At 45.5% G+C, this 12,811-nt stretch carries 11 protein-coding genes; 2 read left to right on the forward strand and 9 right to left on the reverse strand.

The genetic code is table 11. The features are described 5' to 3' along the window. Positions 1 to 87: 87 nt before the first annotated feature. The 9 genes from sufB to D8877_RS10685 all read right to left on the reverse strand — a co-directional run bounded on the left by sufB (position 88) and on the right by D8877_RS10685 (position 10,341). On the reverse strand, positions 88 to 1,500 hold the full coding sequence (gene sufB / locus D8877_RS10645; RefSeq protein ID WP_002893631.1) for a Fe-S cluster assembly protein SufB: 1,413 nt from the start codon (positions 1,498 to 1,500) through the stop codon (positions 88 to 90). 17 nt (positions 1,501 to 1,517) lie between these two features. Further along, complete coding sequence (gene sufU / locus D8877_RS10650; protein WP_125353286.1) at positions 1,518 to 1,955, reverse strand: Fe-S cluster assembly sulfur transfer protein SufU; 438 nt, start codon at positions 1,953 to 1,955, stop codon at positions 1,518 to 1,520. Next, positions 1,942 to 3,174, reverse strand: a complete 1,233-nt coding sequence (locus D8877_RS10655; protein ID WP_125353288.1) for a cysteine desulfurase — start codon at positions 3,172 to 3,174, stop codon at positions 1,942 to 1,944. The genes sufU and D8877_RS10655 overlap by 14 nt, the downstream gene beginning before the upstream one ends. Before the next feature lie 40 nt (positions 3,175 to 3,214). Continuing rightward, the gene (gene sufD, locus D8877_RS10660; RefSeq protein ID WP_125353290.1) at positions 3,215 to 4,477 is read right to left on the reverse strand and encodes a Fe-S cluster assembly protein SufD; all 1,263 of its coding nucleotides are present in this window, start codon (positions 4,475 to 4,477) and stop codon (positions 3,215 to 3,217) included. A 41-nt stretch (positions 4,478 to 4,518) separates the two neighbouring features. Further along, a complete protein-coding gene (gene sufC, locus D8877_RS10665; protein ID WP_002893635.1) occupies positions 4,519 to 5,289 on the reverse strand; it encodes a Fe-S cluster assembly ATPase SufC in 771 nt (256 codons plus the stop codon). An 89-nt stretch (positions 5,290 to 5,378) separates the two neighbouring features. Then, positions 5,379 to 6,545, reverse strand: a complete 1,167-nt coding sequence (locus tag D8877_RS10670; RefSeq protein WP_002893637.1) for a glycosyltransferase family 4 protein — start codon at positions 6,543 to 6,545, stop codon at positions 5,379 to 5,381. Next, positions 6,536 to 7,288, reverse strand: a complete 753-nt coding sequence (gene mecA, locus D8877_RS10675; protein WP_002893638.1) for an adaptor protein MecA — start codon at positions 7,286 to 7,288, stop codon at positions 6,536 to 6,538. Before mecA ends, D8877_RS10670 begins: the two co-directional genes overlap by 10 nt. Positions 7,289 to 7,463: 175 nt before the next feature. Beyond that, complete coding sequence (locus D8877_RS10680) at positions 7,464 to 8,306, reverse strand: undecaprenyl-diphosphate phosphatase (RefSeq protein WP_002893640.1); 843 nt, start codon at positions 8,304 to 8,306, stop codon at positions 7,464 to 7,466. 139 nt (positions 8,307 to 8,445) lie between these two features. Beyond that, a complete protein-coding gene (locus D8877_RS10685) occupies positions 8,446 to 10,341 on the reverse strand; it encodes a DUF2207 domain-containing protein (protein WP_125340380.1) in 1,896 nt (631 codons plus the stop codon). A gap of 131 nt (positions 10,342 to 10,472) precedes the next feature. Here D8877_RS10685 and D8877_RS10690 point away from each other — a divergent pair, with 131 nt between their 5' ends. After that, positions 10,473 to 12,038 carry an ABC transporter substrate-binding protein/permease gene (locus tag D8877_RS10690; RefSeq protein WP_125353292.1) on the forward strand — a complete coding sequence of 522 codons (1,566 nt, stop codon included), beginning with the start codon at positions 10,473 to 10,475 and terminating at the stop codon, positions 12,036 to 12,038. Next, a complete protein-coding gene (locus D8877_RS10695) occupies positions 12,035 to 12,775 on the forward strand; it encodes an amino acid ABC transporter ATP-binding protein (protein ID WP_004185455.1) in 741 nt (246 codons plus the stop codon). Before D8877_RS10690 ends, D8877_RS10695 begins: the two co-directional genes overlap by 4 nt. Positions 12,776 to 12,811 lie beyond the last annotated feature (36 nt).

Consider the following 12,811-nt stretch of genomic DNA (forward strand, 5'->3'; position numbering starts at 1 on the left):
TTGGACTAGAACTAGTAAACTTCTTTGAATATTAACTCGCAATGCGGTTCTTTAAGCAGTGATTTAAAGTTTCGCCTAGACAAAGCTTTATCCAACTGATCCTTCCATTTCATAGCTAATCAAGCGGTTAAGCTCAACAGCATACTCCATAGGCAGTTCTTTGGTGAATGGCTCGACAAAGCCCATGACAATCATTTCGGTTGCTTCGGATTCAGACAAGCCACGGCTCATAAGATAGTAGAGCTGCTCTTCGGAAATCTTAGAAACCTTGGCCTCATGCTCCAGAGCCACTTGAGAGTTATGAATTTCATTAAAAGGAATGGTATCTGACGCCGAAATATCATCCATGATAATCGTATCACACTCAATATGGCTGACAGATTTCTGTGAATTCTTTCCAAAGGTCACTTGACCGCGGTAGTCCACTTTACCTCCGCCCTTAGCAATAGACTTAGACACGATAGATGAGCTGGTATGCGGAGCATTATGAATCATCTTAGCACCTGTATCTTGGTGCTGATTGGTATTAGCAAAGGCAATAGACAACATTGTTCCACGCGCTCCAGGTCCGTCCAGATAGACAGACGGATATTTCATAGTCGTTTTCGCACCAAGGTTCCCGTCAATCCACTCAACTGTCGCATCTTTCATAGCCCGCGCCCGCTTGGTCACGAGGTTGTAGACATTATCGGACCAGTTTTGAATAGTGGTGTAGCGCATATAGGCACCATCGAGGGCAAAAATTTCAACAATCGCCGCATGCAAGCTATTGCTAGAATAAGTCGGAGCAGTACATCCTTCTACATAATGGACGCTAGCGCCCTCATCGACAATAATCAAAGTCCGCTCAAATTGACCAGAATTTTCATTGTTAATCCGGAAATAAGTCTGCAAGGGAACATCTACCTTGACGCCTTTTGGTACATAGATAAAGGTACCACCAGACCAGACCGCGGAGTTGAGAGCTGCTAGCTTGTTATCTGTCGGAGGGACCAGCTTAGCAAAATACTGTTTGAAGAGCTCTGGGTATTCCTTAAGAGCTGAGTCGGTATCCGTAAAGACAATGCCAAGCTTTTGAAACTCTTCTTTCATATTGTGATACACAACTTCTGATTCATACTGGGCCGCCGCACCAGCCAGGTAAGCTCGCTCTGCTTCTGGGATCCCAATCTTCTCAAAGGTTTCCTTAATCTTCTCAGGCACTTCATCCCAGCTTCTAGCTGGCTTATCAGAGGCCTTTTGGTAATAAATCAAGTCATCAAAATTAATTTCTGACAAATCCGGCCCCCAAGTCTGCATCGGCATCTTCTTGAAAGCCTCGTAGGATTTGAGGCGGAAATCCAGCATCCACTCTGGTTCATCCTTGGCTGCAGAAAGCTCACGAATGACCGCTTCATTCAGCCCTTTCCCTGTCGAGAGAACAGGTTCAACATCGTCGTGGAAACCAAACTTGTATTCACCGAGATCAATCGGTTTTGGTTCTACTCTTTCTTCTGACATAATTTCCTTTCACATTCTTACTTTTTATCTTCTTCAATTGCTCGCTTGAGGGCATTCCAACCCAAGGTCGCACACTTAATTCGCTGCGGGAATTTGGCAACGCCTGCTAAAAAGGATCCATCTCCCAATTCTTTCTGGCGACTGTCTTCTTGGCCCTGAACCATCTGCGAGAAAACTTCTGCTAATTCCAGCGCCTGCTCTTTTGTCTTGCCCAGAACCGCATCCGTCATCATGCTGGCCGAAGCCGTTGAGATGGTGCAGCCGGAATTCACAAAGGCAATATCCTCAATCATATCTTCCGCATTAAACTTCACAGACAGGCTGATGACATCACCACAGGTCGGGTTATTGAGAACTACCTGCTCCACATCTTCCAGTTTCCCATGATGATGGGGGTGAGCCGAGTGGTCAGTCACAACCGCCTTGTAAAGACTGTCTAACTTAGAAAGTGCCATTGAAAAACTCCTTTGTCTTTTCTAAAGCATCTACCAGCTTGTCGCAATCCGCATAGGTATTGTAGATATAAAAGCTGGCTCGCACAGTCGCTGGCACCTGCAGATAGGCGAGCAGAGGCTGGGCACAATGGTGCCCTGCCCGAACAGCCACTCCTTCGTAGTCCAGAGCCGTCGCGACATCATGCGGATGGAGACCATCCAGGTTAAAGGCAATCACGCCTGAGCGCTGAGCCAAATCCTGAGAGCCATAAATGGTCAAACCTTCCACTGCCTGCAGCTTAGGAAATACGTAGGCAATCAGGTCCTGCTCATGCTGAGCAATGGCATCCATACCCAAGTCTTCCAAATAATCAATGGCTGCTGCAATACCGATTGCTCCTGCCATATTTGGAGTTCCAGCTTCAAATTTCCAAGGCAATTCCTTCCATGTCGCTTCCTGCTCATAGACAAAATCAATCATTTCGCCGCCAAACTCAACTGGCAACATCTGCTCTAGCAGCTCTTCCTTGCCATAGAGTACCCCGATTCCAGTAGGTCCAGCCATCTTATGCCCAGAAAAGGCGAAGAAGTCCACATCCAAATCCTGCACATCAATTTCCATGTGCGGAATGGATTGAGCCCCATCCACCACCAAAAGCGCTCCTTGCCGATGAGCCAGCTGGGCAATTTCCTTGATGGGATTGATGACACCGAGGACATTAGAGGCATGAGCCAGAGAGACAAACTTTGTCCGCTCATTGAGCTTGGCACGGAAATCCTCCATATCCAGAGCACCGTCTTTGAGATAGACATATACCAGCTTGGCTCCAGTCTTCCTACAAGCTTCCTGCCAGGGAATGACATTGGAATGGTGCTCCATGATAGAAATCAGCACTTCATCACCAAGCTGCAACCTTTCAGTCGCAAACTGAGCCACCCAATTGAGACTCGTCGTGGTTCCTCGTGTAAAGAGAACCTCTCTGCTAGAAGCCGCATTGATAAAAGCACGAACTCTTTCCCTGGCCGCTTCATAAGCTGCCGTCGCCCGCTCGGCTAGCGTATGCACACCCCGGTGGACATTGGCATTGTCTCTAAGATAGTAGTTTTCAATAGCTGCCAGCACCTTCTTGGGTTTCTGGGTTGTCGCCGCATTGTCCAAATAAACCAAAGGCTCATCATTGACAATTTGGTCCAAAATGGGAAAATCTTGCTTGATTGCTTCTGCATTAAATCCAGACATGAAGACTCCTATCTACTTACACGGGACAAGGCCCAGCTTTTTATCTTTTTGCGAGAATAATATCGATATTTTCAATCATTTCATCACGGACTTCCTTAACAGGGATTTCTACTATCACTGACCCTAAGAAGCCGCGCACGACCAAGCGTTCAGCCGTCGCCTTATCAAGACCCCGACTCATGAGGTAGTACATATCTTCTGGATCCACCTGACCGATAGAAGCTGCGTGACCAGCTGTCACATCGTTTTCATCAATCAAGAGGATGGGGTTAGCATCTGAGCGCGCTTGATCAGACAGCATGAGAACTCGGCTTTCCTGCTGAGCATCTGCTCCCTTAGCCCCTTTGATAATATGACCGATACCATTGAAGGTCAAGGTTCCTTTTTCCAGGATAACCCCGTGCTGCAGGATGTTTCCGATAGAGTTGCGGCCATAGTTAGTTACGCGGGTATCAATCCCCTGAACCTGCTTACCGCTTGAAAGAGCCACCACTTTCATATCCGCATGGCTCCCCTTGCCATAGAGGTCGCTATCAAAGTCAGCCACGACATTGCCTTCGTTCATAACGCCGATAGCCCAGTCAATCATAGCATCGTTGTCCAGCTTGCCACGGCGACTGATATAAGCCGTTACATTTTCGCCCAAGCGGTCAATAGCTGAAAACTTAATCTGAGCTCCAGCCTGAGCAATAACTTCGACAGTGATATTGGCTGTTACTGGGACAGAGCCCTCGCCGTAAGTTTCTAAGCGTTCCAAGTAGTTAACCTTGGAATGCTTGCCTGCGATAATCAAAATATGCTTGTTAAATGGAACATCGCTTTCACCGTCCTGATAAAAAATTCCTTCAATTGGCTGGTCAATCTCAACATTGTCCGGCACATAAAGAACGGCACCGCTGTTGAAATAGGCAGTGTGGTAAGCTGCCAATTTGTCCTCGTCGTACTTGACCGCAGACATAAAATGCTTCTCTACCAGCTCTGGAATCTCTTCTAAGGCAGTGTGGAAATCAGTGAAAACCACACCTTGTGCTGCCAAGTCAGCTGGCAATTGCTCCAGAACAGTATGAGTTCCCAACTGAACAAGCTTGAGATTGTCATCTAGGGCTGTAAAGTCTGGAACACTTGTCAGCGGCTCACTCTCTGAAATACGGCCGTCACCCAGATTCCAACGGTGAAATTTAACCCGCTCAATACGCGGCAATTCTAACTGGTCAATCTTATCAAAGGCCTGCTGGCGCAGTTGAAAGAGCCAATCTGGCTCTGCATGTAGCTGTGAAAATTCTTGAATCAATTCTTTAGTCATGTCATTCTCCTATCTTTTATCAAAGTCAAAAGAATGTTTGACTAGGCTTCTTCGGTATAGGTGAAGCCCAACTCTTCAGCCAATTTAGCATAGCCTTCTTTCTCCAAGCGGACTGCCAATTCTGGGCCGCCAGAAAGAACGACTTTACCATCCATCATGACATGAACCACATCTGGAGTGATGTAGTTAAGCAAACGTTGGTAGTGAGTGATAATCATAGCACCAAAGCCTTCACCACGCATAGCATTAACCCCTTTGGACACAACCTTAAGAGCATCGATATCCAGACCTGAGTCAATCTCATCCAAGAGTGCAAAAGTCGGCTCAAGCATGAGCAACTGCAGGATTTCATTGCGTTTCTTTTCACCACCGGAGAAACCTTCATTAAGGTAGCGCTCAGCCATTTCTTCTTTCATGTTGAGCAGTTCCATCTTTTCATCCAACTTCATGATAAAGTCGCGGACGGAGATTTTTTCCTCGTCTTCTTTGCCAGCATTCATGGCAGCACGGAGAAACTCTGCATTAGTAATGCCAGGAATTTCACTAGGGTATTGCATAGCCAGGAAGAGTCCCATGCGAGCACGCTCATCCACTTCCAACTCCAAGATATTGACTCCATCAAAAAGCACCTCTCCTTGAGTCACTTCGTAGTTAGGATTGCCCATGATGGCTGCAGACAAGGTGGACTTCCCTGTTCCATTTGGGCCCATAATGGCTGCAACCTCTCCCGTTTTCAGAGTGAGATTCACCCCTTTGAGAATTTTTTTTCCTTCGATTTCGACATGAAGATCTTTGATTTCTAAGACAGACATTTCTTTTTCCTTTCTTTGCTTAGCTGATTTACATACTTTAGTATACCAAAAAAAAGCCCAAAAGGCTTTTATTTTGTTTAGAGCTATTCTTATTTATTCCTCTTTTGACGCCATTTCCGCCGAACTTCCTCACGGTAGGAGGAGTTCCCAATAAAGCGGAGAATATTGAGCAAAGGAGTACGATTAGGCCCCAAAACTCCGACCAGCTCAGCAAAGAGCTCAACACCCAGAAGTAAGCCTATCATCAAGAGCACGCCACCAATTCGACTGGAAACATTCAACAAGAGAGAAATCATGGCAAAGACCAGTGAAATCCCATAGATAACCAACACTGTTCCTCGATGAGTCAATCCCAAGGATAAGAGTCTGTGATGAAGATGATGCTTGTCAGGCGTGTAGAATTTCTGACCAGATAGAGTACGGCGGATAATCGCCAGAAAAGTATCCGTAATCGGCACTCCTAAGATAATCATAGGCGTCACCACCGCAACAGCCGTCGCATTTTTCAATCCTTGCAAGGACAGAACAGCAATCATAAAGCCGATGAAGAGAGCCCCCGTATCACCAAGATAGATGATAGCTGGGTGGTAATTGTAAGGGAAAAAACCCGCAATTGACAAGACCAAGACGAAAATAGTCAGGGTCAGAAAGAGATTGTGTTGGGGCAAAAAGAAGTAAGAAACAATCCCCATCGTCACCAAGGAGATGATGGACACCCCACTCACCAGACCATCCAAACCGTCAATCAAATTAACCGCATTGGTGATGGAAATAATCCACACCACTGTCAAAATATAGGATAGCCAAGGCTCAAAATGCAGGAAAGGTCCGCCAAAAGGAATCTTAAAATCATCCAATCGGAAATCTGTCAGCCACCAGATTAGACTGGCTGCTAGAACAATTCCCCCCATTTTCAGCAGAGGCGATAGTTCTTTGATATCATCAACCAGCCCTGTAAAGGCAATAATCAAACCACCTAGAACGACCGGCCAAACATAATCAAAATAGGTCTGTCCAAAAAAATCTACAGCAACAATTTGCGGCATCAAGAGCAGAGTAGAGATAGAAAAGGCCGCTACAATCGCCAACCCGCCACTGCTAGGCATGGGCTTTTTATTGATGCGGCGAGCATTGGGATAATCTACCGCACCAATCTTAAAGGCTAAGAGCCGAACTAAGGGCGTCAGAATCACCCCGATAAAAAAAGTTCCCAGCAATACCAAGATAAACTTTAACGGAAAAGTAATCATAGGCATTCAACCTTCTGCAGGCCGGAGACGGCATCTGTCACCAAAAGAAGATGACCGTGCTCCTGCAGCACTGCCCGAGTGATATCTGAATCATCTGCGAATTCACGCATCTTAGCCAAAAGCCAAGCTGGATAGCGTTCTGGGAATCCTTCAACGTCTACCAAAATCGTCAAATAATAAGCTGAATCATACTTATAAAGCTCTGATAGGTCGATCTTATAGTCCACCGTCTGAGCAAAGGCCGCAGCAGCCTTAATATCTTCAAAACGCAGGATATAGTAAATATAGCGCTCTGCATTTTCCGCCGACTGCTCATCAGCCGCCTCCTGAGAGAGCTGTTCCCCTTCCTCAGCTTCTGCCGTTTCCAAAGATTGGACTGCTTCTATGTCTTCCTTACTCTTTTCAAAAATGCTCTTTTCCAATGTCTTGAGGAATTCATCTGGAGACATATGAGACAGCTCATCCATGTCTGGCAAATCTGCCAAATCCTCAAAACTCAGATTCTTATCCAACTTAGACTTGGTAACAAAAACATCCACCTTATCTGGCTTAGGCGTCACACGGAAGCTCAGCATACCGCTGTCCAAAAAATTATCCGGCATTTCCAACTCATCTAAGATGGTATAGAAAAATTCTTCCGTCTTTTCTTGGGGAACCAAGAAATCGGCCATTTCCATGCCGCGCTCTTCCAAATCTTCCAGCTGAATCGTGATTTTTATTGTCGAATCACTAATCTGTTTCATTTCCATATCTCTACCTCATACACTTCTAGTCCTACTATTATACTAAAAAATCCCCCGTATTTCAAAAAATAGCTAGTATTGCTCTGAAAATGGAAGTTGCAAGAAAAAAGCTCTCAGAAAATTCCGAGAGCTTATTATTTCACTACATGAGATAGTCAAGGAAACATTAAAATTTCCCCTTTTATCCCATCAAGGCCTTGATTGCTGCATAAACCAGAAGCACACCACCTAGGCCAATCCGATATTTCCCAAAAATTGTAAAGTCATGCTTTTTGACGTAGTCTGTCAGGAAACGAATCACGACTAGACTGACACCGAAGGCCACTCCCATGGCAACCAAAAGCAAGAAGATTTGCCCAAATCCCAGACCATTCCCATTCTTGATGAACTTGAGAATTTTCCAGCCGCTAGCGCCAAACATAATGGGAATCCCTAGATAGAAAGTGAACTCTGTCACGACAGAACGGCTGACACCATTTAGGAGACCGCCGACAATGGTGGCACCAGAACGGCTAGTCCCAGGAAAGAGAGCTAGAATCTGAAAGAGACCAATTTGCAAGGCAGTCTTGTAAGGAAGAGAAGCTAAATCTGTCACAGCAGGCTCCTCATGCTCACGCCTTTCCAGATAGATAAAAGCCGCCCCATAGACAATCAGCATCACTGACACAGAGACCAGATTATAAAAATGCGCTTCAAACCAATCATCCAAGAATAAGCCGATAACAGCAGCCGGCAAGGCTGCCACGACGACCTTGGCCCAAAGCTGCCAGGTCTTTTGAACCTGACGTGCTGACTTGCCTGATTTAAAAGGGTTGAGCTTGTCAAAATAGATGACGACAACCGCCAAAATGGCTCCCAGCTGGATAACAACATTAAACATTTCCATAAAGGCTGGACTTTGATTCTTAAACTGGATAAAGTCTTGAATTAAAATCAGGTGCCCTGTACTGGAAATCGGCAGCCATTCTGTGATTCCTTCGATGATACCGTAAATAATAGAGATAAAAATTTCAATGATAAACATAGAATACTCCTGAAACAAGGGTTTACTCAAGGAAAGTCACATTTAAATTCCCAAAGAGTATTAGGTCTTATTATATCACAATTTCAAGGCCAGGAAAAGCCAGTACTAAGACTTTTCCGGATAGGCGGGGGCTTGTCTATCAGAAAGCTCCACCGCCTCCACCGCCTCCGCCGCCAGAGAACCCACCACCTGAACTTCCGCCAGATGAGACGGAGAAATTGCTGGCTGTGGTGGCTACATGGCCGTAGTTTGAGAAACTGTGCATACTGCTATAGAAGGCATAGTGCAAGTTAGCCTGAACATAGCTGTCCATAGATGGATTTTGCAAGCGAATCTGACGTAGAGCCATGACACGGCTGACACGATCTGCATAGCCAAAGAGGGTCGCATAGACCAAGAGACGGTTCCAGAGGATAATACCTTCAATTTCTGTATTGTCCAGATGAGCAATATCTCGCAGCATATTGGAAAAACTTCTCCACAGATAGTAATCATACGCGCCTTCGTCATTCAGGACACCATCTCGCCAATAAAGCTGTGCCTTACTAGCAAAAATGCAAATCATAACAAGTCCCACCAGTGCTAAGGGAATATATATCCAGATAAGGCTTTCAAAAGCTGCCATATAGACAAACAAAACTCCAAGAGAGAACAACAAAACAGCACTAGCTAGAATAATGGCAGTAATCAGCAATCTCTTTTCCTGAACTTTGAGAGGCCGGTAGTGACTAAAGAGACCCAAACGCTTGCCTTCAGAGCGCACTTCTTTAGATAAGGAGCGCAAACTGTTAGTAAATAAGGACTTGATATTGCTACCAATGTTACGGATATAGGACTCATCCGCAGAAGACTTGTGCTTATAAATATCTTCTGAAATTTGATAGGCTGAAAAGAGAGCTTTCACACTGGCTTGGGATTGCTTGTTAAAAGCCATGCCCAGAAAACGTCTCTCAAAGTCTGCCAGCCCATCATAAGTTGCTATTTGCAGAACAGGATTTTCAGCATCTCCCTGCAGGAGGAGATTGCCCCTATCCAGCAGGTCTAACAAAGTCGCCTGGACCATGTTTTCAAAGTTCAGCACTGCCTTGCCGCCCCTAGTCGGATCGACATCCTCCATGTCTACTGCGTAAATATTTTCCGCCAAGACAAGCGGAGCCAAGTCCTGAGGAGCCTCATATAGACGGGCATTCTTGGGATAAGACTGCTTAGGCTTGATCTTCTGGGCAAAGACAAAATAAAGGATAGCCGCTGCAAGGATGGCACATAAGAGCAGCAAGGGCATATAAATTTCTCCTAGTTGCCGGTAAAAGACCGTCTTGCGGGCAATCTTTTCTTCTTGAGCTTTAAAGGTTGGCAAGTAGTCGCTCTCGTCTTCATTCTGGGACACGAGAGAGACCGCTTGTCGATCCCAATAGCCGTGGAGCTCGACATTATCGCCCGAGCCAATTCCATTGATTTTGACCAGATAGTCAGTGCCATCCTTATCGACGAAAGGCTGGGTACCAAAGTAGCCGCTATGAGCAAAGAGCTCGCTCTTATCTGGATTACTCAAGCCAGAAACCGTCAAAACGACCTCTCCTATCCCCTGGTCCCAGTCGCTGATAGGAGTCCAGTTGAGCTCAGCAATATCCCTGTGAAGAAAAAGGAGATTTCTCAACTGCCAGGTCACAGTGACTATGACTCGGTCACCATCGTAGCCTGAATTATAGATTTTGACCTCATAACCATCGCCCAAATCTTTGATTTCTGGTCTAAAGTCCACATCAGTCTCACCATTGGTCTGAATCGAGATCGTCGGATTCCCATCAATGGCAAAACCATTGGGCATCTTTCCAGCCGAGCCCAGCGAAACAATCTGACCATTATAGTCGTCATTAAACTTGTAGGTCACTTTCTCTGTGTAGGTAGCTGTATTGTCCTCACGCAGGGCCAGATCGCCTTGATAGGATTCAATATCATAGTCAACAGCCGAGACAACCTGACCAAAACAAAGGCAGGAAAATAAAACCAACAGAAGATAAAAATATCGCTTCATATTCAACCTCTCTTTACAGATACTTGGCTCTATTATATCATTTTTATCAAGTAAGGGCTTACTAGGATTGAAAAGAGTAGCAATTTTCGATAGAATAGGAAGAACTATTATTAGATAAGCAGGAGAAACCCATGAAGAAATTATTACTCACTTTATTTACAGCCCTCCTGGTCACCTTAGGAACGGTCCATGTTATTCAAGCCGATGACTATCTGAGAATCGGTATGGAGGCAGCCTACGCTCCCTTCAACTGGACTCAGGATGATGATTCCAACGGTGCTGTAAAAATCGAAGGCACCAACCAATATGCCAACGGATACGATGTGCAGATTGCCAAAAAAATTGCACAAGAGATGGGCAAGGAACCTCTGGTTGTCAAGACTTCTTGGAACGGCTTAATTCCTGCTCTGACCTCTGGCAAGATTGACATGATTATTGCTGGTATGAGCCCAACTGCCGAGCGGAAAAAGGCAATCGCCTTTTCCAACAGTTACTACACCAGCGAACCAGTTCTCCTAGTTCGTAAAGATGGAAAATATGCATCCGCTAAGACTCTAGAAGACTTCAAAGATGCTAAAATCACTTCCCAGCAAGGAGTTTACCTCTACAATCTCATTGACCAGCTGCCTGGCGCCAAAAAAGAAACAGCTATGGGCGATTTTGCCCAGATGCGTCAAGCCTTGGAATCTGGAGTTATTGATGGCTATATCTCTGAGCGGCCAGAAGCCTTGACTGCCGAGACTGCCAACTCCAACTTCAAAATGATTCAGTTTGAGAAAGGCTTTGAAGTCGGCGAAGAAGACGCTTCCATTGCTATCGGGATGCGCAAGGATGACGATCGTATCGAGCAAGCCAATACAGCTATTGCTAAGATTACTACCAATGACCAAGTCAAGCTGATGGATGAGATGATTCAGAAACAGCCTGTTGATACGGATAGTGAAGCAGCTAAGGAATCATTCTTCAGTCAAGTAGCTAAGATTCTAGCTGAAAACTGGCCGCAATTCCTACGCGGAGCTGGTTTGACTCTACTCATTTCGATTACAGGGACCATCGCAGGTCTCATCATCGGACTGCTGATTGGCGTTTTTCGGACGGCACCAGCTTCTAAGAATAAACTCTTAGCATCACTGCAAAAAATCTTCGGCTGGTTCTTAAATGTCTATATTGAGATTTTCCGCGGAACTCCAATGATTGTTCAGTCTATGGTTATCTATTACGGAACAGCCCAGGCATTCGGAATTTCTATCGACCGGACTATCGCTGCTATTTTCATCGTCTCTATCAACACCGGAGCTTATATGAGCGAGATTGTCCGCGGTGGTATCTTTGCCGTTGATAAAGGGCAATTCGAGGCTGCAACAGCACTGGGTATGACCCATGGCCAGACCATGCGCAAGATTGTACTTCCTCAGGTCGTCCGCAATATTCTGCCCGCAACTGGTAACGAATTTGTCATCAACATCAAGGATACATCCGTGTTGAACGTTATCTCGGTGGTTGAGCTTTATTTCTCTGGAAATACCATTGCTACCCAGACTTACCAATACTTCCAAACCTTTACCATCATCGCTGTAATCTACTTTGTACTGACATTCAGCGTGACACGCATCCTGCGCTATGTTGAAAAACGCTTCGACACAGACAACTACACGACAGGTGCCAATCAAATGCAGACAGGAGAAGTAAAATCATGACAGAAACCATTTTAGAAATTAAAAACCTCAAAAAGTCATACGGTGAAAACCAAGTCCTCAAGGACATCTCCCTCACCGTTCATAAAGGAGAAGTAATTTCCATCATCGGCAGTTCTGGCAGCGGAAAGTCAACTTTCCTGCGCTCCATTAACCTTCTGGAAACACCAACTGGCGGACAGATTTTCTATCGCGGCAAGAATGTCCTGGACGAGAATTACGACCTGACCCATTACCGTGAAAAGCTGGGCATGGTCTTTCAGTCTTTCAATCTCTTTGAAAATCTTAATGTTCTGGAAAATACCATCGTCGCTCAGACAACAGTTCTGAAAAAAGAACGGTCAGAAGCCGAAAAAATTGCCAAAGAAAACCTCAACAAGGTTGGAATGGGCGAGCAATACTGGCAGGCCAAGCCTAAGCAACTCTCAGGCGGTCAGAAGCAGCGAGTCGCTATTGCCCGCGCCCTCTCCATGAATCCTGATGCTATCCTCTTTGACGAGCCGACTTCAGCCCTCGACCCTGAAATGGTTGGTGAAGTTCTGAAAATCATGAAAGAACTGGCTCAGGAAGGGCTGACTATGATAGTCGTAACCCACGAGATGGAATTTGCCCGTGATGTCTCCAGCCGTGTCATCTTTATGGATAAAGGCGTCATTGCTGAATCTGGCAGTCCGCAGGATATCTTTACCAATCCAAAAGAAGAAAGAACCAAAGAATTCTTGCAACGCTTCCTCAGCTAAATTACTTCTATTTTCAAAAATAAAAAAGAATCTGGA

The sequence above is a fragment of the Streptococcus sanguinis genome, assembly GCF_003943735.1.
In the GTDB taxonomy this organism is placed as follows: Bacteria; Bacillota; Bacilli; order Lactobacillales; family Streptococcaceae; genus Streptococcus; species Streptococcus sanguinis_E.